This is a genomic window from Pseudomonas costantinii, from assembly GCF_001870435.1.
GTDB classification, from domain to species: Bacteria; Pseudomonadota; Gammaproteobacteria; order Pseudomonadales; family Pseudomonadaceae; genus Aquipseudomonas; species Aquipseudomonas costantinii.
In genome coordinates, this window is the sequence record NZ_MDDR01000007.1 from 256,997 (window position 1) to 280,002 (window position 23,006).

The following is a 23,006-nucleotide window of genomic DNA, read 5'->3' on the forward strand; positions in this document are numbered from 1 at the left end:
TCCTACAGGCTGGCGACCAGCGTTTGCTGATCGTCATTGAACTGGACGATGGCGGTGGCCACCGTGATTGGGGTGATGGTCGAAAAGTCATAGCGCCTGCAGGTGCGGCCGTACTGCTGGATTAGCACGCGCAGCAACTCGGGGTTTTGCGACAGTTGAGAGTCGGAGAAACGCAGCAGCACTACGTCCCAGTCGCGACCGGCCTGGCGCTCCTCGATCTCGACATAACCGACGCCCAGGCGCTCCAGGATGCGTTTCATCCCCGCAGTGCTGCCGGCGTCGACGGCGTTGATAAAGGCGTACTTGACTCGCAGGCGGTACAAGGTCTCGGGCTCACCCTTGAAGCGGGTGATGTCGCGCTGCCAGGCCAGCAGGTCCAGCACGGTGATATGGCAGGTGTCGGCGTCCATCTGCAGCAGCGGCCAGCGCAACCAGCCTTCGACCTTTTCCCACCAAGACTGGGACGCCGCCTTGAGCTTGGCCAGCTCGGTCCCATCGAGCCAAAACGGCAAATCGATCTTAATCATGGAGCACAACCTCCAAGCTCTGGATCCGCGGGATGTTCAGCTCGCTGATGATGTCGGCGGTAGCAAAGCGCAGTGACTCAATGCCGGCGAACTGCTGGTGAAGCTCTTCACCGAGGCGGCTAAAGGAGAAACGCGACTGGGGATAGGTCAGCGTCGGTTGGAAGTCCGTAGCGGTGCTGTCGCGGAATGCAGCACGCACAAACAGCGCGGCGTTGCCTTTGAGGGTTTCGCGCTGTTCGGTGGTCAGGGTCGAACGAGGCCAGATCTCCAACTTCACGGTGTGTTGGGTTTCAGGCATGACCATCACCAACAGGTCATCGCCATGGCCATGGTTGCCCTGGTCGCGGATATGCGCGTTGATTTGAGCCAGGTACGTCGCCGCTGGCACGTCCGCGTCAAACAGGACAAAGGCGTTTGCACTGCCCGGACCACGTGGCGCGCCATGCTGGAAGTACACGCCATCCGGGCGCACGCCCGGGAAGGCCGAAATCATGGCGCGGTACACCGCATCGGTGTGCCACTGGTTGACCGCTGAAAACTGGTTGCGCGTGCGCAAACGCAGCTCATCGTTGGGCTCCGTATCTGCACCTGGTGTGGTCAACCAGCCGTCGGTGTTCACCACCTGGGCAATGCCCGACACCGGGACGGGCAAGATCGCGTAATAACCCGGGGCCAGGTTGAAACCGGCGCCGGTGTCGACCGCCTCGACCGGGATCTGCAGCTGCATCAGCCCATCGGCGAAGATACCCACCGCCGTGGTCACCACCTGGTAGATATGGCCGTTGATTGATGCGGACTGCACCAGCGTTCCGGCCGGTACTTCCATGGCGCCGCCGGCGGCTTCGCGGGTGAACAGCAAAAAGCCCTTGGCCTTGGTCGCGCCCTTTCGCTCGACGTTGACGGCCCAGGCCAGCATATCGAGCCAGGCGTCTACGGCGGTCTTGACGAAAAAGTTAGGCAGCACCGTGGCCACGAAAAATTCCAGGATCCACAGCACCGGCTTGGTCACCAGGGCGCGCACCACGCGCCAGAACGGCGAATAGGCGCTGGTGTTGCTCAATTTGCTGCCCTGGACGGCCACCTCTTTTTCCCACGCCTGCAGGAGCCCCGCCTCGGTCGTGGGAATGCCGGCGTCGGCCAGCGCCTGCTTGAAATCTACGTCGCTCACAAATCCACCTCAATATCGCCGAATTTCAGGGTTGTCGCCGTGACCAGGTACTGGCCTGGCTGCAGCAGGGTGATCTGCGCCGTGCCCGGTACCAGGCGCTCGTCGGCCTCCACCAGCAGTTCCAGTTGTTGGATACAGTCACGTTGCTTGAGCCGGTCGCGCTCGGCCACCAGGGTAACCAGCAGGCCGCTGTCGCGGATCATGTGGGCGATGTCCTGGGCGATGCTGGCCCGGTCATCGATCAGCAGCGGCTGACGCGACGGGTCCAGCACCAGGTCGTTGCCGACAATCAGAAGATCGATGTACTCGCTCATCCGCCCACCGACATGGCGACCATGTTTTCCATCTCCAGCGAGGTCATAGGCTTGCTGTTGTGGATCTCGACTTTCTCCACGTGCATGCCCCTGTTCTGGCTGCTGTTGTTGTTCTGGATGCTGGTCAGCAGCCCGCCCTGGGGCACGGCGTTGGGCCGCGCCGGCGACAGGTTTGGAATGGCCGCGTTGATGGTCTGTTGGGCCCGCTGCGCTGCTGCAGCGCTGTCCAGGGTGTTGACGCCGATGTCAGTACCGGGCACCCCGGGCATGGCGCCGAAGCGGGTTTCAATGTCGACGCCGGGGATCTTGTTCAGCATCTCGATCAGGCCGTTGATTGCCGTGTGAAAGATCGCGACGATGCCGTCCCAAGCGGCCTTGGCCATTCCGGCCCAGCCGCCCATCGAGGCAAACCAGTCCGACAGCGCGGTGAGCTGGTCGCTGACCCACTTGAACGCCTCGCTGTTCATCAGCGCGGCCGTCCACTCGTCCCAGTAAACGACTGCAGCAATCACCGCCGCGACCAGGGCCAGCACACCGATGACGATCCAGGCGACCGGGTTGGCCAACAGCGCCGCGTTGACCAGCCAGATCGCGCCCTGCCACATGAGCATCACACCGCGAACCACACTTAGGGCGGCCGTCAGGCCATACACCACGGTGATATAGGTCAGCATGATCAGCCTCTGCAGCACGAACACCGCAGCGGTGCGCAGGCTCATCAACTGCACCACCTTCCACACGGTGACCATGGCCAGCCAGACCATGCGGCCGGCGCCGACGGCAAAGGTCAGTAAGGACATAGCCGCAATCAACGCCAGGATCGATAGCGTCACGATGCCGATCACCCGGGTGATGTTGGGGAACATCTGGGTCCAGCGGGTCATGGTGCCCGCGATGCCGGATAGCTTGGCCATCAGCGGGGTCAGGATCGGGATCAGAGCCTGGCCAAAGGCAATTCGCAGCGCCTCGACCGCTGCCGCGAACTGTTGCCACGGGTCGACCATGGCCATGGCCATGTTCTGTGCGTCCTCCAGGCCGCGCACCTTGCCCAGCTTGTCCATGCCGTTGCGCAGGCGGTCGGTGTCCTTGGCCAGGGAGCCGATCACCTGGGCGCCCTCCCCGCCAAAGGCGTCCATCAGCTTGGCGCTGGCCGACGCGCTGGTCAGGTCGCCCAGCTTGCCCTGCAGCTTGTCCATGATCTGCAGCATGGGCAGCGCTTTGCCGTTGGAGTCGGTGAACTTCAGGCCCATTTTTTCCGAGGCGGCGCCCAGGTTTTCAAAGAACGCCTTGTAGCGCCCGCCGGCGTCGCCGCCTTCCATGGTGCTGCTCAGCGAGCCAATCACCGCGAACTGTTCAGCGATATCGACGCCGGCAGCGGTGGCGATCGAGCCCACTTCCTTAAAAGCGTCCTTGAGCTGGGCGCCGTCTGTGCGGAACAGCTGCACCGCCAGGGCGGTTTGCCCGCCGAGCTTTTCAACCCATTCGCCCTTGCCCATGGCGTCAGCCTGGCCTTTGAACAGGTTGTACATGGTGCCCACGTAGGCGCCCATGGTCTCGGCGTCGGATTTGGTGGCCTTGGCCAACAGGTTGCTGGTGTTGGTGAAGGTGGCCAACTGGCTGCCGGTCAGGCCCTTAATGGCGCCCTCAATGCTGTAGGCCGACGCGACAAAATCCCGGGCGTTCTCGCCATAGTTCACCGAGAAATCCAGGGCCTTCTGATTCAAAGCCGTCAGCGCATCTTCGGCCACACCCAGGGATTTGACCTCGCCCAGGGCGCGGTTCATCTCCAGCGCTGGCTGCAGTGATTCGTTGATGCCGACAAAAGCGCCCGTCACACCGGCCAGGCCCATGCCCATGGTCTTGATGTTCTTTTCGCTTTGCTCGGTCAGCTCGGAAAAGCCCATCTTCACCTTGCCCAGGGGCGCGGTGACCTTGTCGGTCAGGGCCAGGATGAAGTCCAGGCGGGCGCTACGATCGGCCATGTGGTTCCTATCCGTTCAACGCACGGGCAATGCCGCTTGCCACGGCAAATTCCATGCGTTTCCAGTGTTCGTCTTCCAGCCACTTGGCCGTGCCCATGTTCTCGATGCTGGGCTCGGCACCAGGTAGCCAACGGTTGGTCAGGGCCAGCAACTGGCCCAGGCCGTCCTCGGTCAGGCGGTCAGCGTGCTCAAGGGCTTTTTTACGATGATCTCGACGTCAGGCGCGTACTCCTCGAGGAGCGCACCGGCCACCTGCATGGTCATCACCGGGTTGGCCAGCAGCTCGCGCAGACCGGCCTTTTCAGCCGGCAGCACGGTGCTGCTCAGCAGGTTGAAAGACGGTGCGACCTTGTTGTTTGCGGTCATGGCGTTGAAGTACTTGGTCACGTCCTGGGGCGTCAGGGTGAAGGTGAATTCCTTGGTGCCGATTTCCAGGGTGATTTCGCGGGCTTGGGTCATGTTCGTATCCGTTGTAGTTTTGGGTTTAAAGGGCGTTTCGGGTCAGCGCAGGCACACCTGGTGCACGTAGTCCTGCAGGCCCAAGATCATTTGCTTACTGAGGGCAAGTTGATCTCTGAGGGTGAAATAATCCGGTCGAGCGTCTGTTGCGAGTTCGGCGGCGGCTGCATCAGCCACGCCGCCGGCGCTGGCTTTTTCGGTGCCGGCGGCACTGCAGGTGGCGTTGACGTGCAGCCGCTGACGGCGATCGTCAACAGAGCGCTGCAGCAGAAGGTTTGAAGCGCGTTCATGGTCCAGCTCCAGGGTTCGTCTCAGATCGATCGCGTCACGGTCGGCCAGCATTTCCCCGCTGATCCGGGCGGCTTCGCGTAGGCCCGTCACTTCGAACAGGGCGTTGTCACGCTCCTGGCGGGCGGTGTCGCGTTGCCCCTCCAGGATGTCGAAGCCGATAAATGCGACCACGCACAGCAGCAGCGGAAACAGGATCTCGCGCAGCATCACAAGCCCTCCGCGCACATGGCCGCTTCGGCGCGCCGGCGAGCGTGCAGCCCCGGAACAAAGCGCTTGCGGCCCTGTGCGTCGGTGACGGACGACCACACCGGGCTCTTGCCATCGGGTCCCCAGGCGAGTGCCTTACAGCCTTCTGCGATCTTGCCGGCATTGATCAAGCCCACGGCGCGACTGGCGCAGGTGCTGGGCGTACCGAAGTTGTGGCCATGGCTGCTCAGGGCGTCGAAGGTCTTCTGCCCGATCGCCTGATTGGTCAGGCAGTCAGCTAGGGCCAGTTGGCCTTTCTCGACCACCAACTGCTCTACCTCAGCGCAGCGCGCCGGCGACCAGTAGTCACCCACAATCAGCGGGTACGGACTGGTGTAACGGGTGATGCCCTTGCACACGGTCGGCAGGCCACGGGCCAACTTGTCCGCGTACACGGTGTTCTGGCCGTTACCTTCCCAAGTGCCCAAGAACACGACCAATGCGGAGCTGCAGAGCGTGATGCCACCGGCGGCGATCTTGCCGCGCAGGCTCATGGGAACAGGATCCGCAACAGCGCCGGCCCGACCATCTGCGCGACCACACCCAGCACGGTCAGTACCGCCAACATGCGGGTGACCTTGGTGCCGATGTCGGACACGGTGGCCGTCAGCTCGCGCTGGCCATCGTTCAAATCCGAGAGCTGTACCGCCATGTGTTCGAATTCGCCTTCCAACCGGGTGACACGGGTCGGCACGGTTTCGTGGCGTTCCTCCAGGTCGCTGACGCGGTGTTCAAGCACAGCGTAGCGGCTTTCCAGGGTGCCTTTGGGCTTGGCGCGTGCGGTCATCGGCGCTGTCCTTTCTCAAAAACGGATTGGCACGGGACGCAACGGGTAATGCCTTCCAACGCTCGGCGCGCTGCAGGTATTTCGTAGTCGCAGTCCATGCAGTCGATCAGGCTGGGCCCCGAAGGGCGTGCCCGGGCGAGCTGGGCCTGAATCGACCGTTCGCGCTCCAACTCCTCGATCTTCTTTGCGTCGTCGAGCCAATCGCCCATCAGCGCAGCCCCTCGATCTCGGCAGCAGCCAGGTAAGGCACGCCGTTGACGCGAATAAAGTCCGGGCTGGTGACGTCAAAAGGCACCTTGTGCTTGGACTTCTCGCCGCCCTTAGGATCGACGCTCAGCAGGCTGGACACCTTCAACTTGCAGCCGAAGGCCTCGATGCGCAGCTCTTCATCGCCGGCCTTGGCAAAGAACACCGAGTCGAACGGCTCCAACTGGCGGAAGCTGCCGGCACTGCGGGCGGCTTCGATCAGTAGGTTGAAGTTGCTGGTGTCGAATTCGAATTCACCGCTGCACGACACATCACCGTCGACGTGCCCGTTGGGCACACCCCGGGATTGCGCCACGGCGGTGTTATCGGTGATATCCAGGGTGCAGCTTTCAACGTGGATCTGCAGATCGCCCAGGTTGATGTCGAAGTTTTTACCGCCAATACGGGACATACGGGATTACTCCGAATCATCGTTGGAAAGGTCCAGGGCGATGTTCGCCGTGAGGTCTTTCGGGCAATTGAGGGGCTTGATCTTGATGTACACCTCCACCTTGGTTTTGGTGTGCCAGACCAGCTGGATATCGCCGTCCTTGGGGGACTCGATCTCGCCCGGGAACACCTGGCCGGCGAAGGTCGTGGACTTGGCCATCACGCGCAGCGGCTTCATAAAAGCGCTGATTGCGGCCGCCATGCTGTTGGCCGTGTTGTTCAAACGCCGATCGGCAACGCGCAGGATCAGCAGCGGACGCACTTGGCGAGCGGCCTTGTCGGCCAAACGCAGATACTCGACCACCTGGAAGTCACTCGCCGGCGCATCGAGCATGTTGCCGTCGCCCCAGAACACGCCCGGGTAGTCGGGGTAGGTTTGCGAGACTGAGAAACGCGCCTTGTCGAGTTCCGCCCGGATCGCGGATGGCAGGGGCACGCCGTCTTTGTCGCTGGGCACTTTGCCCAGGGCCAACACCGGGCCACTGGCCACACGCATAGGGCTGTCGGCAATGCTCACGGCCGCGTTGGCCAAACGCCCGCCCAGCACGCCCAGGTCATTACCGTGCAACTGCGGCACGACTAGGACACGCGGTGCTGCCAAGTCGTGGGTGATTTTCTTTTGCTCGACCAGGTAGTCCGCCCAAGTCTGCTCTGCAGAGATGCCGGCGGTGCTGGCCATCACGAACATACGGCGACCGTAGGTGTTGCTGACAGCGATCGCGGCGTCATGCATGGCCGACAGTTCCGCTGCAGCGGTCACCGGCGCGGTGACCACCACGGCCTCCACAGAAAAGCCCTGCTGCTGGGCCTTTTCCAGGGCAACCCGCCAGTCGCCATCGGCAGCGATCGGTGCAGCCAGACAGGCCCAGCGGTCGCCGCCATTGGCCTTAGCTGCCGCGACCTGGGTTTTCAGGTCGCTGATGGGCTGGCCCAGTACCACGTCCAGGTCGCTATCGGTGTTCAGCGCGATCAGGCTGTCGACGCTCTTCGCGCCGGGGCCGATAAACAGGAAATAGCGTTCGATCTCGGTCACGGCACCCTGGCCGAGGTTGAGATTGTTAACGCTGACGTTGCCAAGTGCCATGCAGTGCCTCGTTATTTGCGGGAGTTGAGGATTTGTTCCAGCACCTGGTTAACCAGCAGGCTGGTATCGCGGTCGGTGCTGACGCCGAGAAACTGGCGCTTTGGCAGGGTGATTTCCCAGCTTTGCGCACCGGTGCCTTCGGCTTTTTCGTCGGACAGGATGCGTATCAGCAGGCCCGCCTTGGCGTAGTTCACGTGTTCTTGAATCCATGCCACGGATGGCCGGGACAGGCTTTTCTTGCCCTTCTGGCGCACCTTGAAACCCAGCCGGCGTAGGCGCTTGGCCTGCTTGTCGGTCGCGGCCAGGCCCTCGGGCACCTTGTTCCAGCGGCGCATCTGCGCGGCGGTACGGCGCTCGGTCGCGCCATGGTGTTGCTGTGCGGCGACCCAGCCCGTCAGGGCGTTACGCCAGCCCAGGGTTGCGGCGTCCGGGCTCACATTGGTGACCTGGAGCAACTTGCCCAGGCCGGCTTCCATCTTCTTTTTGCCCTTGCCATCGCCCTTGCGCGCTTCGAAGGCCGAACCGTCCAGGTTGCGCTGCTCGCGGATCCGCTTACGGCTCATGGTCCGCACGCGCTTGGTAACGTTGTTGAGCAAACGCCGGCGCAGTTGCGGGGGCAGACTCAGCAGGGCCAACTGCTCGCGAACGCCGAGCTGGCCCCGAACGTCCAATTCAAACGTGTTACGCGCCACCGCCGCGGACCTCGCCGTGTTCAGCCGTCCACAGGTCAAAGGCGATCAGGCCCCACTTCTTGCCGAACGCCTCGATCAAGCCGTTGGGGTCTTCGGACAGGTGTTGCGCCTCCACGAACTCCAGGGTCAGTTCCAGATCTGCTTCGTCCGGGGTGATCTGGTCGACCGCGAACGTCGGCGCCGGCAGGTCGTCGTCCCGATCGGGATCGTTGGATTCCAGCCAGCCGCCCAGAAGCGCCATTAACAACGCCGGGTTGCCGGCGAATCGCTCAATCACCACCACGGCGCGGTAACGCATATCGCCCATGTGCAAGCCCTGGGTGGTGTCCTTCCAGATAAGATCCAGGTTGACCTGCTCGGCCCAGCTGTCGATCTGTTCGGGCAGCACCAGGTCGAGGCTGATCAGGTACGAAGTCAGGGCGCGGAGCTTGTTCATAGCAGCGCCGCCGTGATGCGGTCACGGCCCTGCAGCGAGCGAACGGCCTGTTGGCTGAACGCCAGGAAGGTTTCCGGGCGATCGGGCGACTCCTTGCCCAGGTTCTCGGCGCTGTCGCGGCGGATGATGGTCACGAACTGCGGCAACAGGCTGGCTTTAGCCCTGCAGTAAACGGCGCGTTTGTACGTCGCTGCTTGAAATGTGCGCTCCGGCAGCACCATAGGGTCAGCAGATTCCAAGCAGGTGACGCCCTGGTTCTGCCACCGCGTTTTGCACGTGGCCAAGTCGCGGTTGACCTCGGTCATCGCCGTGGTCAACTCAGCAGTCAGCAGTTCCACCAGGTATTCCGCCGGCAGGCGATAGCCCTTCTGAAACTCGGCCACATCAAGGTTCGGCCAAAAGCCGTCATTCTCGATCGCCAGTTCCACCAGCGTGGTGGGTTTACCTGAAAAGCTCATGCTGACCGCTCAAATAGGGCGGGGAGCCTGTTTTCAGTGGGACGGTCCATAAATGGGCGGCTCACTTCCACAGGTCCCCGCTGGGGGGGTAGTCGGTTATTCGATGGCCGGGGTATCAGCCGCTTGTTTTTCCAGGGCCTTACGGACCCTTTTGATACGGGTGTCGTTGCCGGCTTGGGCGTACAGCTCCGTCGAGCGCTCCAGGTGCTTGAGCGCGGTTTCCCACTGTTCGGCCTCCATGGCGCGTATGCCGATCAACTTGTGGTACTTGCTGGGGATCTGCTCCGTCAGTTGCCACTCACCGTCAACCAGCGGCAGCAGGTCAGAGAGGTAAGGCTCCGGGCTGCGATTGGCTTTGTATTCGGCGTAGGCCCACTCGCACACGGCGTCGGCCACAAAGGTCTGAATATCCCGGCGCTTGAAGCGCTCCGGCATTTCCTGGCCCTGCGCCATCAGGAAGTCGGCCAGTTCCAGGGCGTCTTCGAACTGGGCGGTATCGAACAGCCAGACCATCACCTGCACCGCAACGCGGTTGGGGAAGTTCAGCCCCGATTCGCAATAGCGCTGGATGTACTCTTGGTATTTGGGCAGCAGCTCTTCGCGCTTGAGTGCCTGGCGTCCTGCCAGGCCGTTGATTGCGCTGATACGTGCCAGGTCCTGGTCCAAGGCCGCTTCCTGCAGTAGCAGGTGTTTGCGCGCATTGGCGGGGCTGCTCAGGGCATCGCCCGGGGTGTAGGCCATGCCTGCAGTAGCGGCAAGTGCCGCTACTGCAGTGCTGCCCAAGGCCAGGATGCGGCGCTTGTGCGCCAGGGCCAGGCTCACGCCAACAGCTCCACGTTTTCGGTCAGTGCGATCTTTTCCAACTGCTCGATCACATAGCCTTCGTTGCGGCTGTTGTAGTCCTCGACGCGAGAGCGCTTCGGGTTCTCGATCGTCTGCTTACGCCAGCTGGTGTCCTGGTAGTAGATCGACAGGTTGTCCCAACTGGTGACCAACACCGCGTTGACCGGGAAGTTCGGCACGCTGAACGCCGGCAGACCTCCATAGGTGGCAATGACCTGGGCGTTTTCGATGCGCTCTTTTTCGGTCGGGGTGTCGCCCTGTTTGGTGTACAGCTTGGCCTTGTCAGAGGCGAGCAAGTCGGTGCCGATGATCGCGACAAGGTCGCCGTCTTCGCGCAGGATCTCGTCCACCATCTGCTTGGTGTCGTGCACCAGAGCGTCCAGGTTGGCGTAGTCGCCGCCGGCGCCCAAGGTGACCTTGCCAGCGGTGGCGCCCTCTTTCAGCACCTGCTGCGGGGCCTGCTCGCGCAGTTGCTGCAGCCACCCCTTATTCACATCTTGCAGCTTGGGATTCGCCGCCAGGTCGGTCTGAGTGGCGACACGGGTGCCATGGAAACCGATTACGATTCGATCCTGGGCAATGCGCTTTTGCACAGCAGCGGAATAGCGCTCTTTGAAGTCGGGGAACTTCGCCCAGGCGTCGATCTTGGCGTATGGCAAACCCACGTCCGACTGGGTGTCGGCCAGTTCGTAGGTGCTGTTATCCAGCGCCGACGCGTCTTTGGCTTCGCGGTCGGTGGTCTTGGTGTTGGTGCGGCCAGTGACCGGACCATTCACGCCGATGAAGACCTTTTCACCCTTGATCTCGCTGACCGGAGTGACGTTGATACGCTCCAGGAAGTCGGCCTTCGCGGTGATCGCGTCGTTCAATTCCTGGGCAATCGTCGGGTCCACACTGAACATGCGGGTCGAATTTTCGATGCCGTACGCTTCGGCAATCGCTTCCTGAAGCTCGGCATACTGTTTGGCGCCACGGGCGCTTAATGGCTGGGCCATGTCAGAGCACCTTGCGTCGTGGGGTGTTTACCGGGCCTGGGTTGCGGGGCAACTGGCGACCGGCGGAGGTGTTCTGCAGCGCGGTGAAACGCTTTTCCAGCGCCGCCATGCTCGCCAACAGTGCCTTATTGGTAGCCCCGCCCTTACGGCTGAACTCACGCTCTTCTTCGGCAGTGGTGACGATGCCGTCGACGGCAGCTTGCACGTCATCGATCGGCTCAGGCTCTGGCTCGGGAGCCTCTTCGGCGACGGGCTCAATCACGGCCTGAATGCCGGCAGCGACAATCAGCAGTTGAGCCAGCAGGGCTTTTAAGGCCGTTGCGGTAGCTTCATCCATAGGGGGGTCGGTCTCGGTTGGGTTGGTAGGTTCGACGGGCTCGGCGTCCGTCGCGAAGCGCTTGAAAACGCGAGTAAGCAAACCGATCAGCTTGCCCACTTCGCCCTGGGGCTCCTCTTCGAAGGCGCCCAGCTCAACTGCAGCGGCGTAGTACGTCGCTTTGTTGGTTTGGCGGGAGAAATAGAGTTCCTGGGTGCCCAGGCTCGAAGGTGTATCGGTGACCGCGAGGCCGGTTAGGTAGGATTTGCCGCTACCCGCAAAATTCGGCCAAATCTCAATGCTGGTGAACAGCTTCTGCCCTTGGTCATTCAGGTACAGCAGTCGGTCGTTGGGCTTGAGCTGGGCCTCCAGGGCGATCTGCCCTTCTTCCAGGTCGTCGCCCTCTTCAACCAGACGCACCGCGTAAACGGTGCCGAAAGAACCTTCCGCACGCTGGTGTTCACACCAGATCACAGCGGTGTATTTCGAAGGCTTGTAGGTTTCAGCGATATCGCGCAGTTCCTGGGGAAGGATCTCGCGACCATCGGCGGTAATGCCGCTGGTCGCGACACGTTTCCAGAACGAAACAAGGGAACGGGGCATGGGCGATAACTGCGCTCAATCGTTGAATGAGCCGCCAAGATAGGGAGCTGCCCGCGCTCAAACAAACGGTTCAAATGCGCGTTCATCCTATATTCGCGATATAGGTGGATCACGGAATTTAACCCCGCGTTTCCAGCGTTTTCGCCGCATAGACTGCGGCCCATGTACTACTCGACCGAAGTTAAAGAAGCCGCCAAACGCCTGTTCCTGCGCCGCTGTAAAGCCAAGGAAATTCAGGCGCAGCTCAACCTGCCCAACATCCGGATCGTCTACTACTGGATCCGCCAGGGCGGGTGGGAAGACATGCTGTCGGACGAAGAACCGCTGACCGCCGTCGGCCGACGAATCACCCTGCTCCTGGACAAGGTCGGCAGCCTGTCGAAAGACGATCTGAACGAGCTGGACAGGCTGACCGTCGTTCGCGAACGGCTGCTGAAACAAGCGGCCAAACCGGCGCCGGCATCGGCTGGGGAATCTGCCAGCGAGCCACAGGAACGTCGCCAGGGCGCGCGTGGCGAACGCTCTGTTCGTGCCGAGGGTGGCGGCAAAAAAAAGGAAAAGAAGGCCAAGAACGACATCAGCGGGCTGACCGAAGTCGACTTCCTGGATAAGTTCATCAGCAAGATGTACCGCTATCAGCAGGAGTTGTTCGCGGCCAAACAAAACCCGCTGACAAGCCGGATCCGCAACATCCTCAAAAGTCGCCAGGTGGGTCTGACCTACTACTTCGCCGGCGAAGCGTTCATGGATGCGGTGCTGACTGGCGACAACCAGGTGTTCCTGTCAGCCAGCCGCTCACAATCGGAGATCTTCCGCAGCTACATCATCCAGTTTGCCAAACAGTGGTTTGACATCGAGCTGACCGGCAACCCGATCACGCTCAGCAACGGCGCCGAACTGCGCTTCCTGTCGACCAACAGCAGCACCGCCCAGGGCTACCATGGCCATGTGTACGTGGATGAGTATTTCTGGATCCGCGACTTCGAAAAACTCAGCACCGTGGCCAGTGCCATGGGCACCCACAAGAAGTGGCGCAAAACCTACTTTTCGACGCCCAGCGCCGTGTCACACCAGGCGTACCCGTTCTGGTCGGGGGAAGAGTTCCGCAACAGCAAACGCGGCAAGAAAGCCGGCGGCACCTGGCCCACCGAGGCGTCTTACACGCAGGGCGCACTGTGCCCCGATGGCCAATGGCGCAAGACCATCACCATCCAGGACGCGATCGATGGCGGCTGCGATCTGTTCGACCTGGAGCAACTGCAGCTGGAGTACGACGAAGACAAATTCCAGCAACTGTTCTACTGCAAATTCATCGATAGCAGCCAGAGCGCCTTCGGCCTCAAGGATCTGGAGCGCTGCTACTCCGACTTGTCGCTGTGGGAAGACTACGACCCGGAACTGGATCGGCCGTTCGGCAACAGTCCTGTCTGGCTGGGCTACGACCCAAGCCGCACCCGCGACGACGCCACCTGCGTGGTGGTCGCTCCGCCGCTGGAACCCGGGGCGAAATTCCGCATCCTGGAGAAGCACAGCTGGCGGGGGCATTCGTTTAACTACCAGGCCGCCCAAGTCAAAAAGCTCACCGAGCGCTTCAACGTCCAACACATCGGTATCGACATCACCGGCGTGGGCTATGGCGTGTTCGACCTGGTGCGAGACTTCTACCCTAGAGCCACGCCGATCCATTACAGCCTTGAGACCAAGAACCTACTGGTCCTCAAGGCCCAGGACACGATCCAGGGCAGCCGCATCGAGTGGGACGCCGGCTGGACCGACATCGCCCAGGCGTTCCTGACTATCAAGCGCGGCACCACCACCAGCGGCCAAGTCACCTACAGCGCTTCGCGCACCGACGCCACCGGTCACGCCGATATCGCCTGGTCGATCATGCACGCCCTTTTCAATGAACCCCTCAACACCAACAAGCGGCGCCGTAGCCGCTACGTCACGAGCGGAACCAATGCCCAAGCCACGACACAAAAAGCCCCAAACCAGCCAACAGGCGCGACAGCCGCAGCCCATGCGGGCGTTCACCTTCGGGGAACCCGAACAGGTGCTCTCCGGCAACATCGGCGAGTACCTGGGGGTGTTTCTCAGCGACGACGGCGAGATCTACAAGCCACCGGTGTCGCGGGCGGGTCTAGCCAAACTGCTGCGCGCCAACGCGCACCACGGCGCCATTCCCAAGTTCAAGCGCAACCTGCTGCTGCGTGAGTTCATCCCGTCTGAGGGCTGCAGCACGCAGACCATGGGCCGGGCGAGCCTGGACTACATGGTGTTCGGCGAGGCGTATTTCTATCGCGACACCAACGCCTTCGGCGAGGTGCTGGAGATGCAGCACCTGCCGGCCATCAATATGCGGGTGAAGGTCGACGGCGGGTTCAGGATGTTGCTGCCCGACAGTAAGTACATGGACTTCGACCAGGACGAAATCGAACACGTCTTGGACTACGACGTGGAACAGAACATCTACGGCGTACCCGACTATCTGGGCGGCCTGCAGGCGCTGCTGCTCAATGAAGCCGCGACCCTCTTCCGCCGGCGCTACTACAGCAACGGCGCGCACGCGGGCTACATTTTCTACACCAACGACCCAGACCTGACCGAGGAAGACGAAGACAACCTGCGCGCTCAGATCAGTGCCAGCAAGGGCGTGGGCAACTTCCGCTCGATGTTCGTCAACATTCCCAACGGCAAGGAGAACGCGATCCAGATCATCCCCGTGGGGGACTTCCAGGCAAAGGACGAGTTGGAGAAGGTGAAGAACATCACGCGCAACGATGTGATTGCGGCATGGCGGATGAACCCTGCCCTGGCGGGGATCATCCCGGAGAACAACGGCGGCTTTGGCGACATTGAAAAGATTGACCGGGTGTACACCAGCAACGAGATCAAACCGATTTGTCAGTTGTTCGATCAACTGAATGGCACATTACGAAGAGACAGGAAAATTAGCTGGCAATAAGCAAAAAACTCAGTTGATGGCACTGCAATTAAGAGATAAAGCAGCAATTATCACTACATTTTGTGGCAAAATAGTGGCTATTGGCTGCCCTGGGGAGGGACACAATGAGAGTTGTATGCAAATGCGGAAACAAGGGGCGGATTGCTTCGAGGGAGGAGCTATCGCGGGATTTCGCGAAGCTCTACTGCCAGTGTCTCGACGCAACGTGCGGGCACACCTGGGTGGCGAATTTGACGTTTTCGCACACGCTCAGTCCTTCCGCCCAATCCTACGAAAGAATGCTGTTTGATCGTTTGAGGGATATGCCCAGGGCGAAACAACGGGAGCTATTCGACCAGTTGGGCGCGGCATGATCGAGACTGAACCGCCAGCAGCAAACCGGCGATTCGTAGAGGCTCGATCATTTTGAGTTATGTGGAAAAGGACGACTCAAGGAATACGCAGACTATGAAAATTTTGGTCCATAAAAACCGCTCTGTTGGCCTTGCATCAGAACTTCGAAAGCCTAAGTTGCAACTTCATCACCTCCTTTTCGAGCTCCCGGTATTCCCGCTCGACGGCCGGGGGAAGCTGGATCTCATATTGGTCGGCCAAATCACCCTCGTTCAATATTTCAAATCGTCTTTCCATCAATTTGATAAGACGCTTCACGTTGAAACTGTCCACCAACGGCTTTCGGACGTTATCGATCTGTCTACCGGTGTATTCACGGCTAGGGTCTTCCAGGAAGAGGATGTTGACCAAAGCCAATTCCGGCGGGCGGGGTGTCAAGTCAACGATGCGTCCCTCAGGATCCTGCCAGACAGCGTGGAACTCGGCTTCGATGATATGGGTACCTTCCCAAATGGCCCAGCCCGTAAGTTGTTTTCCGCCGTGACGGGCCACATGCTCTGGGACGATAGTGAGACATTCCAGCATTGGCTTGTTAGCCAGAGGTTCATGCGGGACCAAAATGGGAGGTTGTCCAGGAACAACGCTGTCACAGAATTCCAGAACATGGGCTGATTGAATATTTCCTGGTCTTGGTATCGCCATCTTTAAGTCCTTTTTCTGTGGTCCGCTGTTAGAACGGTGGCTGTTCGATCAGCTTGGCGCTGGTGGAAAGCGCCGACCTAAGAGGGTCGGCGCACGCTTTCAGTATTCAACCAGGTCGATCATTCGATATCAGATGGTTCAGCGAGGTAACCAGCAATGCGTCGAACCTGTTTACGGTCCTTCTCAGATATTTGTCGGTAGAGCTTGATAAGGCGGACTTCCAAAGCCGTCAATTCCAACCACTCACAACCAACCGAGTCGCGATAACTGCTTTCCAATTTCTTGCGATCCAACATGCGTACTGCTCCGTTAATGCATTTGCTGAATCGGAGGTATTGGGCAGTGATTGCCACTTTGACGCAGCCATTTCATTGAGCACACGCAAATTGTTACAACTTAATCGGACTGCACATCGGCCTCGGCAGCCATGGACTTAACGATCCTCCGCACAGTTTTTTGATCATCAGGAGGTAGGCGTCTGAACTGCTCAACCAAATCCGCTTCCGCAGGATCAAGCCCCTGACCAGGTGGGGGAGATCGATGACCAGAAAGCACGTAACCCGCGTCAACCTTATGTTCCGTCAGTGCGGAGACATAGCGCAGGTCTAGAGAATTAGCGCCTAACTCGTAATTTTTCTGAGTCCCACGGCTGACCCCCAACAACGTCCCAAAATCAGTTTGATTCAAACCTAAGCGCTCGCGCTCTTCCCTTAGGCGATCACCTACTCCATCAGCTATGAGCATTTTTTTATTCACCACACTTGACCTGGTCAATTTTTTGACCAAGAATCGCCACAGACAAACAGAAACAACCACAAACAAACAGAGTAGACATGATGCCCGCCACCATTACACCCGAGCAAGCCCGGGCCGCTCTTGATCACAAGGGAGTGAGCATCGCGGAATTCAGTCGCCAGCACGGATTGAATAAAAATTTAGTCAGCGACCTATTGAACGGTCGGCTCAAAGGTCGCCGGGGGGAGGCACATCGCGCCGCCGTGTTGCTCGGCATCAAAGACGGCGTGATCGCACAGTAATGGCCAACGCACTGAGGGAACAGCAGAAGATGGAAAGCCAGGTTCTAAAAACGCGTCGCGAAGTTGTAAGTGCAATTATTTGCACCTTCGAAGGTGGCCGCGAATGCGCCGCCGCCCGGATCGGCCTGCCACTCAAGAAGTTTGATAACCACGCCTATGAGAACAACAACTGCCGCCCTTTGACGGATACGCAGATCTTCCAACTGGAGCAAGTCACGGGCACCCAGCACTTTCCAAACTACGTGGCGGCTATGTACGGCGGAATGTTCGTACCGGTGATCCACCCCGAGCACCTGGACAACGTGGAAATGTATGCACGGGCTATGCAGAGTTCGGCCAAACAAGGAACGGTCGACCAAGCCATAGCCCAGGCGCTGGAAGACGGTGTGATTACCGACGCCGAAGCCGAGCTGATTCAGAACGCCCACACGTTGCACATGGCAGCTCGGACTGCCGAGGTCTATGCAGCGATCGATCTCTACCGCGCCAAATCGGGGATAGCCAAATGAAAAATGCCTGCTCAGACATGGACTATCGCAGCACCATCCGGGCCGCTGCGCTCGCATTCCTCGAACGTCACCAGGCCGAACACTTGGGCGATCAGGGTCAATTCATTGAACGGACCGTCAACCACCTGGTGGATAGCTTCCAGGCCGACAAGGCGTTTGCGCTTCGAATCACTTGTGAGGCCTTGGGCGACCTTGCCGAAATCAATGTTCGGCAGCGGATTGACCTCAAGGCAAGCGAATCTCATGCCGTGATCATAACTGACCCTGTGCGCGGCTGCGCTTGGTCGGTCCCGGTCCATCTGATCTATGAACACCTGATATCCGCTGGCCGCGCCACCCGCATTACCTCCGCAACCTAACACCCCTTAACCAATCACCGGCCCCGCGTCCCGTGGGTTTGGGTGAGCTGCGCCCGAAATCGAGGTTTAACGATGGTAAACGCCGTAATTGTCACCACTCAACTGCCCCCGGCCGAGGCCGAAGCGTTGCTGGCCGCGCTGCGTGAACAGTATCGCTTGAGCCTCAATGAACATTGGTACGACGACCAATTCCGCTTTGTCGCAGACGGTCTTCGCCATGGCGCAATCCTCGCCCACATCCCGGTCATGGCTGCACAAAAACGCCTTATGGCAGCCCTGTCCCACAGCCTCAAAGCAGTGAAGTAACCCCATGAAAGAAGATCTTCGCCAAGACGTGTTGCAACGCCTCCAGTCCGACTTTGGGCTCAAGCACCGCACGGGCACCGACTACATGCGCGGCGGCACGTGCCCGAAGTGCAAAAAGAAAGAGCTGTACTCCCGTTTTGACACGCCATGGATGGTGATCTGTGGTCGCCCTGAAAAGTGTGGCCACACCCTGCACGTGAAAGAGCTGTACGACGATCTGTTTGAAGACTGGAGCAAACGTGCGCCGGCGACAGACCAACATCCCAACGCCACAGCACGCGCTTACCTGGAGTTCGCCCGGGGCTTTCGCTTTGAGCTTATCCAAGGGTGGTTCACCCAGGAAACGTTCTATTCCGTTGAACACAACGCCGGCAGCGCCACTGTGCGGTTCGCCCTGGAGAAAGGCGGCTGGTGGGAACGCCTGATCGATCAGCCGCACCGCTTCGGCAAGATGAAAGCCCGCTTCAAATCCAAGGACAGCTATCGCGGCGTCTGGTGGTGCCCACCCTGCGTCGACCTGCTGGAAGCCAAGGAGATCTGGATTGTCGAAGGGATCTTTGACGCCATCGCCCTGGTGCATAACGACATCGCGGCCGTGTCTGCAATGTCATCCAACGCGTTCCCCGGCGACTCCATCAAGGAACTGGTTAAAACCCGGGAAGGCGGGAAGCTTCCCAAACTGGTTTGGGCTCTGGACAACGAACCAAGCGCAAACGCCTACACCCGTCGTTGGGTGCGCGAAGCCCGTGCCCTGGGCTTCGTCTGCGAGTCAGCACAGATCCCGCAGCGCGACGGTCGCAAGTCCGACTGGAACGATCTTCACCAACGCTGGAGCTTCATCCAGGACGAAACCAAACGCGCCGACCAGATCGCGACCGACCTCAAGCAAGCCCGCCACCAGGGCGCCCTGCTGCTGGCCGAGAGCGCAGCGGAAAAGGCATTGCTCATGTACGACTGGAACAAGCGCGGGGAATTTCACCTGGGCTTTGGGAGCCGTCTGTACTGGTTCAAATTGGACATGGAGAAATTTAACCGAGCCATGTCCGACATCGAGGACAGCGAGAACCACGACGACCAACTGCTCAACCAAGCGCAACAACGCGAAAAAGCGCTGCAGCAGTCCGGCAGCGTCGTGGAGATCGCCAACTGCTACCCCCAGGCGCTGTATTTCCAACGTAACGAGGTGACGGACGAGTCCTGGTACTACATGCGCGTGGACTTCCCCCACGACTCCGAAAGCGTGAAAAACACCTTCACCAGCGGCCAGCTGTCGGCCGCAAGCGAGTTCAAAAAGCGGCTGCTCGGCATGGCGGCTGGGGCAATGTTTACCGGCAGTGGCCAGCAACTCGACAAGCTCATGAAAGATCAGCTGTTCGGCATCAAAACGGTTTCGACCATCGACTACGTGGGCTACAGCAAGGAGTACGCCTGCTACGTCTATGGCGACATCGCGATCAAGGACGGCACCACCTACAAGGTCAACAGCGAAGACTACTTCGAGTTCGGCAAGCTGCGTCTGAAGACCCTGCAGAAAGGCGTCCCGATCAAGCTGCAGCGCGAAGCAAAGGGCTTTGACGAGAAGTGGGTGCAATTGCTGTGGACCTGCTTCGGCGCCCAGGGCTTCGTCGCATTAGTGTTTTTCTTCGGCTCGCTGTACTGCGAACAGATACGCGCCCGTTACCAGTCCTTCCCGTTCCTGGAGGCCACAGGTGAAGCCGGCGCCGGCAAAACAACTCTGCTGAATCTCCTTTGGAAACTGCTCGGCCGCGAAGGCTATGAAGGATTTGATCCTATGAAATCTACCAAGGCCGGCCGCTCTCGACTGATGGGCCAGGTCTCCGGCATGCCAGTTGTATTCCTGGAGGCCGATCGCCACGGCGACGATCGAGCGCACGCTAAGACCTTTGAATGGGATGAGCTGAAAGACTTCTACGGCGGGGGCACCCTGGCCACGAAAGGCGTCAAGACGGCCGGCAACGAGACGTACGAGCCGCCATTCCGAGGAACGATCGCCATCAGCCAGAACGCGGCTGTGGTCGCTCACGAAGCAATCATGACGCGGATTGTGAAGCTGCACTTCGTGCGCCCGACCGTCACACCTGAAAGCCGTGCTGCAGCGGATCAACTCAACGCCCTGGACGGCGGCACCCTGAGCCACTTCCTGTTAAGGGCCGTGGGCAAGGAGTCCGCGGTGCTTGAGCTGTTCGCCCAGCGTATGCCCGAACACGAATCGAAGCTGCGCCGTTTGCACACCCATTGTTTCGCCTGCAGCACGGCCTATGTCAGTGACCAGGGCAATTGCACCAGCTGCGGCTATGACTTGCGCGGCTACATCCGCGTGGAGCGCATCAGCAAAAACCACGCGCAAATGCTCTCGCTGCTGGATGGCATTCGCTTGGTACTGAAATTGAGTGACCCCCAGGTCGCTGCTACGCAGCGCCAGATCGTGCGGATGGCCATCGAGCGCCAGGCCTCGATCAGCTCCGACCATGCGGCCGTAGCCGAGTTTTGGGAGGTCTACGACTACCTCGAATCCTTGAGCGAAGACCCAGTGGTCGACCACAGCAGCGACCCCAGCGTGATCGCTATCAACCTCAACGAGTTTTGCGAACGCGCCGCCGAACACAAACAGAAGCTGGCCGACGTGGCCACGTTGCGCGACCTGCTCAAAGAGTCCCGTTCACGCAAGTTCCTGGATAGCAACAAGGCCGTACACAGCGCCGTACGTGCTGCGTTCAACGGCCGCAACCCGTGTTCCCAACCCCGGCCGACCACAGTGAAGTGCTGGACATTCAAGGCGTAAAGGAGAGCAAGACCGATGCAGATCCAAGTGTTTATGGGCAATGCCGGCGACGGCAAAACAAGCAAGCTGCAGTCCGTGCAAGACCGCCTGGAGTTCACCGGCGAGAGCGCGCCGATCATCCAGGCCGGTGCATATGGGGAAGATGGCTTGTTGGAGATCCTGGAAGTCCGGGCAGCCGGTGGCCAGCGCGAGATCCTGGTGGACGACTGCAGCAGGCAACAGATTTTGAGGGTGTTGGAGTGGCAATCATGCGTTGAGCATGAGCCGGATTTTGACGGCCTGGTGATCCACCTAGCCCGTAAGGACTGACCTTAAAAGAAACAGTGCCGAGGAGTTGCAGCTCCCCGACACCTAACCGCAACAGAGGGCTATACCATGCAAGCACAGAACCTAAGCAACAGCGGCGCGAAGGCTACCACACCGGCAAGGCACCTGGTGGCCACCGCGATCATCGGCGCGGCCGTCATTGGTTACCTGGTACACAAAACCCCTGAATCACGAACCCGCCTCGAAAGCCTCAGCCAGATGGCCAGCACCCTGGGCGAACTGAGCGAAACGGATGCCGCCGTCGTCTCCCAGCTGCTCGCCAAGCCGGCAACCCGGGGCGTATCACGCAATGTCTGACAGTCCTGCAGCAACACCAGCGCGGCGCTTCCCCTGGAACATTGACTACACCAGTCTTTGCGATCAGTGCGGTAGATGGCGCGCCCAAGGTAACCATGACAAGTGCAGCCAGCGGCGCCAGCTGCAGAACGCACATCTACGCAACCACAAGCCCAAAGGGTAAGCCGCGTCCACCAGAAGATGCGCTACCAGATACTTGGCCCGGAAACGGGCCTTTTTGTTTCCGATCGTCAGACTGTCGATACACAAGCACAGCGTTAGGGGTTTACATGAGTGGGGTCGAAGCTCGCGGGAAGTCCGTGAGAATCTATTTTCAATACAACGGGGAGAAATGCCGGGAAGCAATCCCGGGCGGTAACACGCCGGCCAACGTTGCCCAGGCTAAGCGCATGGTTGAAATCATCGAGTACGAGATTCAGGCCGGCACCTTCGATTACGCACGGCACTTTCCCAACTCGGTCAAGTTGGTGGAAAACACATTCGGCCACTACCTGGACTTGTGGTTGAAGATCAAAGCTAACAGCGTCGCGGCTTCCAGCTATCGGGGTTACGCCAACAAAGCGGAGGTTCACGTACGGCCGCGCTGGGGGAAGGTACAGATCCAAAATATCGACCATCTGGACCTGCAGGAATGGATACAGGTAACCCTGTCGAAAACGCTCAAAAACAAGACCATCCGCGACATCATCAGCAACGTCCGCCAGGTGTTCCGGCTCTATCGCACCAGGATGAAAGTGGCGCATGACCCGACCGAGGGTTTAATGGTGCGACTGCCAGATCCCGGGGCACCCGACCCGTTCACCAGGGCGGAAATCAAACAGATCCTGGAAACCCACACCAACCGCACGCAGGAGCTGTTGATGGTCCAGTTCATGATATGGGCCGGCCCCCGGGTTTCCGAAACCATCGCTTTGGCCTGGGAGGATGTCGACCTGGAGCAAGGCACGGTGACGTTCCGACGGTCCAAGGTGCGCGGGGCTTATCGGGTGACGAAAACCCGTCGATCGACGCGCAAGGTTCGCCTACTCGCCCCGGCTTGGGAAGCGCTTCAGAAGATCGATGCGCTCAATCGAAAAAAGAAGGCGGAAACCGTTGATATCGTTGAGCGGGATAACAAGACCGTTCGCCAACATAAATTGCATTTCGTCTTCCTGAATACAAAAAGTGGCCTGCCGCACGTTAGCGACTTCGTGGTGCGGGATAGGTTTTTCAAGGCTCATTTGCTCGCAGCAGGGGTTCGCTATCGTGGACCTGGTCAGTGCCGGCACACGTACGCCAGTCAGTTGCTTACCACAGGGATAGCGTCGATCGACTGGATTGCCGAACAGATGGGACACACCAACGGCAACATGATCCGCCAGCACTATGGCACGTGGATTAATGAAGATGGGCCGGATGTTGTGGGGATGCTGCAGTTAGCTCTAAGACTCTAGAAGAAGCCAGCTATCAAGAAGGGAGCTTCGACAGTCCC

31 protein-coding genes are annotated in these 23,006 nt (G+C 59.8%); 10 read left to right on the forward strand and 21 right to left on the reverse strand.

Going from position 1 to position 23,006, the window contains the following annotated elements:
• Nucleotides 1-2: 2 nt before the first annotated feature.
• The 17 genes from BFL40_RS06130 to BFL40_RS06210 form a co-directional block, all read right to left on the reverse strand.
• Nucleotides 3-527 (reverse strand): phage tail protein, encoded by a 525-nt coding sequence (locus BFL40_RS06130; protein ID WP_071483104.1) that lies wholly within the window; start codon nucleotides 525-527, stop codon nucleotides 3-5.
• A complete protein-coding gene (locus BFL40_RS06135) occupies nucleotides 520-1,695 on the reverse strand; it encodes a baseplate J/gp47 family protein (protein ID WP_071483105.1) in 1,176 nt (391 codons plus the stop codon). The genes BFL40_RS06130 and BFL40_RS06135 overlap by 8 nt, the downstream gene beginning before the upstream one ends.
• Nucleotides 1,692-2,009, reverse strand: coding sequence for a DUF2590 family protein (locus BFL40_RS06140; protein ID WP_071483106.1), 318 nt, complete (start codon nucleotides 2,007-2,009; stop codon nucleotides 1,692-1,694). Before BFL40_RS06140 ends, BFL40_RS06135 begins: the two co-directional genes overlap by 4 nt.
• Entirely contained in the window at nucleotides 2,006-3,991 is a 1,986-nt protein-coding gene (locus BFL40_RS06145) for a phage tail tape measure protein (RefSeq protein ID WP_071483107.1), read from the reverse strand. The genes BFL40_RS06140 and BFL40_RS06145 overlap by 4 nt, the downstream gene beginning before the upstream one ends.
• Nucleotides 3,992-3,998: 7 nt before the next feature.
• Complete coding sequence (locus BFL40_RS34015) at nucleotides 3,999-4,142, reverse strand: DUF6890 family protein (RefSeq protein ID WP_021491337.1); 144 nt, start codon at nucleotides 4,140-4,142, stop codon at nucleotides 3,999-4,001.
• A gap of 20 nt (nucleotides 4,143-4,162) precedes the next feature.
• On the reverse strand, nucleotides 4,163-4,450 hold the full coding sequence (locus BFL40_RS06150) for a putative phage tail assembly chaperone (RefSeq protein ID WP_071483108.1): 288 nt from the start codon (nucleotides 4,448-4,450) through the stop codon (nucleotides 4,163-4,165).
• A gap of 42 nt (nucleotides 4,451-4,492) precedes the next feature.
• On the reverse strand, nucleotides 4,493-4,948 hold the full coding sequence (locus BFL40_RS06155; protein WP_071483109.1) for a lysis system i-spanin subunit Rz: 456 nt from the start codon (nucleotides 4,946-4,948) through the stop codon (nucleotides 4,493-4,495).
• Nucleotides 4,948-5,481, reverse strand: a complete 534-nt coding sequence (locus tag BFL40_RS06160; protein WP_071483110.1) for a lysozyme — start codon at nucleotides 5,479-5,481, stop codon at nucleotides 4,948-4,950. Before BFL40_RS06160 ends, BFL40_RS06155 begins: the two co-directional genes overlap by 1 nt.
• Entirely contained in the window at nucleotides 5,478-5,774 is a 297-nt protein-coding gene (locus BFL40_RS06165; protein ID WP_071483111.1) for a hypothetical protein, read from the reverse strand. The genes BFL40_RS06160 and BFL40_RS06165 overlap by 4 nt, the downstream gene beginning before the upstream one ends.
• Before the next feature lie 208 nt (nucleotides 5,775-5,982).
• Entirely contained in the window at nucleotides 5,983-6,432 is a 450-nt protein-coding gene (locus BFL40_RS06175; protein WP_068932245.1) for a phage protein, read from the reverse strand.
• 6 nt (nucleotides 6,433-6,438) lie between these two features.
• The gene (locus BFL40_RS06180; protein WP_071483113.1) at nucleotides 6,439-7,554 is read right to left on the reverse strand and encodes a DUF2586 domain-containing protein; all 1,116 of its coding nucleotides are present in this window, start codon (nucleotides 7,552-7,554) and stop codon (nucleotides 6,439-6,441) included.
• An 11-nt stretch (nucleotides 7,555-7,565) separates the two neighbouring features.
• A complete protein-coding gene (locus BFL40_RS06185; protein WP_071483114.1) occupies nucleotides 7,566-8,246 on the reverse strand; it encodes a phage virion morphogenesis protein in 681 nt (226 codons plus the stop codon).
• Nucleotides 8,236-8,682 (reverse strand): phage tail protein, encoded by a 447-nt coding sequence (locus BFL40_RS06190; protein ID WP_071483115.1) that lies wholly within the window; start codon nucleotides 8,680-8,682, stop codon nucleotides 8,236-8,238. The genes BFL40_RS06185 and BFL40_RS06190 overlap by 11 nt, the downstream gene beginning before the upstream one ends.
• Nucleotides 8,679-9,140 carry a head completion/stabilization protein gene (locus tag BFL40_RS06195; RefSeq protein WP_071483116.1) on the reverse strand — a complete coding sequence of 154 codons (462 nt, stop codon included), beginning with the start codon at nucleotides 9,138-9,140 and terminating at the stop codon, nucleotides 8,679-8,681. Before BFL40_RS06195 ends, BFL40_RS06190 begins: the two co-directional genes overlap by 4 nt.
• A 96-nt stretch (nucleotides 9,141-9,236) precedes the next feature.
• Nucleotides 9,237-9,962 (reverse strand): phage terminase small subunit, encoded by a 726-nt coding sequence (gpM, locus tag BFL40_RS06200; RefSeq protein WP_071483117.1) that lies wholly within the window; start codon nucleotides 9,960-9,962, stop codon nucleotides 9,237-9,239.
• Complete coding sequence (locus BFL40_RS06205; RefSeq protein ID WP_071483118.1) at nucleotides 9,959-10,978, reverse strand: phage major capsid protein, P2 family; 1,020 nt, start codon at nucleotides 10,976-10,978, stop codon at nucleotides 9,959-9,961. The genes gpM and BFL40_RS06205 overlap by 4 nt, the downstream gene beginning before the upstream one ends.
• Before the next feature lies 1 nt (nucleotide 10,979).
• A complete protein-coding gene (locus BFL40_RS06210; RefSeq protein ID WP_071483119.1) occupies nucleotides 10,980-11,897 on the reverse strand; it encodes a GPO family capsid scaffolding protein in 918 nt (305 codons plus the stop codon).
• Between the two features lie 162 nt (nucleotides 11,898-12,059).
• On the opposite strand from BFL40_RS06210, the gene BFL40_RS06215 reads away from it, so the two are divergent.
• The 3 genes from BFL40_RS06215 to BFL40_RS06225 all read left to right on the forward strand — a co-directional run bounded on the left by BFL40_RS06215 (nucleotide 12,060) and on the right by BFL40_RS06225 (nucleotide 15,215).
• Nucleotides 12,060-14,111 carry a terminase large subunit domain-containing protein gene (locus tag BFL40_RS06215; RefSeq protein ID WP_071483120.1) on the forward strand — a complete coding sequence of 684 codons (2,052 nt, stop codon included), beginning with the start codon at nucleotides 12,060-12,062 and terminating at the stop codon, nucleotides 14,109-14,111.
• Nucleotides 14,023-14,862: a phage portal protein gene (locus BFL40_RS06220; protein ID WP_071483121.1), complete on the forward strand. Its 840-nt coding sequence runs from the start codon at nucleotides 14,023-14,025 to the stop codon at nucleotides 14,860-14,862. Before BFL40_RS06215 ends, BFL40_RS06220 begins: the two co-directional genes overlap by 89 nt.
• 104 nt (nucleotides 14,863-14,966) lie before the next feature.
• Nucleotides 14,967-15,215 carry an ogr/Delta-like zinc finger family protein gene (locus tag BFL40_RS06225; protein ID WP_071483122.1) on the forward strand — a complete coding sequence of 83 codons (249 nt, stop codon included), beginning with the start codon at nucleotides 14,967-14,969 and terminating at the stop codon, nucleotides 15,213-15,215.
• Nucleotides 15,216-15,351: 136 nt separating this feature from the next.
• Here BFL40_RS06225 and BFL40_RS33615 read toward each other — a convergent pair whose 3' ends face one another.
• The 3 genes from BFL40_RS33615 to BFL40_RS06235 form a co-directional block, all read right to left on the reverse strand.
• Nucleotides 15,352-15,897 carry a zinc chelation protein SecC gene (locus BFL40_RS33615; RefSeq protein ID WP_139213499.1) on the reverse strand — a complete coding sequence of 182 codons (546 nt, stop codon included), beginning with the start codon at nucleotides 15,895-15,897 and terminating at the stop codon, nucleotides 15,352-15,354.
• Between the two features lie 119 nt (nucleotides 15,898-16,016).
• Nucleotides 16,017-16,193 carry a hypothetical protein gene (locus tag BFL40_RS34020; protein ID WP_162843032.1) on the reverse strand — a complete coding sequence of 59 codons (177 nt, stop codon included), beginning with the start codon at nucleotides 16,191-16,193 and terminating at the stop codon, nucleotides 16,017-16,019.
• A gap of 100 nt (nucleotides 16,194-16,293) precedes the next feature.
• Nucleotides 16,294-16,641: a helix-turn-helix domain-containing protein gene (locus BFL40_RS06235; RefSeq protein WP_071483124.1), complete on the reverse strand. Its 348-nt coding sequence runs from the start codon at nucleotides 16,639-16,641 to the stop codon at nucleotides 16,294-16,296.
• Between the two features lie 92 nt (nucleotides 16,642-16,733).
• Between BFL40_RS06235 and BFL40_RS06240 the strand changes: the two genes are divergently transcribed.
• On the forward strand, nucleotides 16,734-16,934 hold the full coding sequence (locus tag BFL40_RS06240) for a DNA-binding protein (protein ID WP_071483243.1): 201 nt from the start codon (nucleotides 16,734-16,736) through the stop codon (nucleotides 16,932-16,934).
• Nucleotides 16,935-16,963: 29 nt separating this feature from the next.
• Nucleotides 16,964-17,443, forward strand: coding sequence for a YmfL family putative regulatory protein (locus BFL40_RS06245; protein ID WP_305728524.1), 480 nt, complete (start codon nucleotides 16,964-16,966; stop codon nucleotides 17,441-17,443).
• 11 nt (nucleotides 17,444-17,454) lie between these two features.
• Here BFL40_RS06245 and BFL40_RS34025 read toward each other — a convergent pair whose 3' ends face one another.
• Nucleotides 17,455-17,688, reverse strand: coding sequence for a hypothetical protein (locus BFL40_RS34025; RefSeq protein ID WP_071483126.1), 234 nt, complete (start codon nucleotides 17,686-17,688; stop codon nucleotides 17,455-17,457).
• Nucleotides 17,689-17,874: 186 nt separating this feature from the next.
• On the opposite strand from BFL40_RS34025, the gene BFL40_RS06255 reads away from it, so the two are divergent.
• The 5 genes from BFL40_RS06255 to BFL40_RS06275 all read left to right on the forward strand — a co-directional run bounded on the left by BFL40_RS06255 (nucleotide 17,875) and on the right by BFL40_RS06275 (nucleotide 22,968).
• Nucleotides 17,875-18,108, forward strand: coding sequence for a hypothetical protein (locus BFL40_RS06255; protein ID WP_071483127.1), 234 nt, complete (start codon nucleotides 17,875-17,877; stop codon nucleotides 18,106-18,108).
• Between the two features lie 4 nt (nucleotides 18,109-18,112).
• A complete protein-coding gene (locus BFL40_RS06260) occupies nucleotides 18,113-20,911 on the forward strand; it encodes a toprim domain-containing protein (protein ID WP_071483128.1) in 2,799 nt (932 codons plus the stop codon).
• Between the two features lie 15 nt (nucleotides 20,912-20,926).
• Entirely contained in the window at nucleotides 20,927-21,220 is a 294-nt protein-coding gene (locus tag BFL40_RS06265) for a hypothetical protein (protein WP_069078051.1), read from the forward strand.
• Nucleotides 21,221-21,286: 66 nt separating this feature from the next.
• The gene (locus tag BFL40_RS06270; RefSeq protein WP_071483129.1) at nucleotides 21,287-21,535 is read left to right on the forward strand and encodes a hypothetical protein; all 249 of its coding nucleotides are present in this window, start codon (nucleotides 21,287-21,289) and stop codon (nucleotides 21,533-21,535) included.
• Nucleotides 21,536-21,804: 269 nt separating this feature from the next.
• Complete coding sequence (locus BFL40_RS06275; protein ID WP_071483130.1) at nucleotides 21,805-22,968, forward strand: Arm DNA-binding domain-containing protein; 1,164 nt, start codon at nucleotides 21,805-21,807, stop codon at nucleotides 22,966-22,968.
• Nucleotides 22,969-23,006 lie beyond the last annotated feature (38 nt).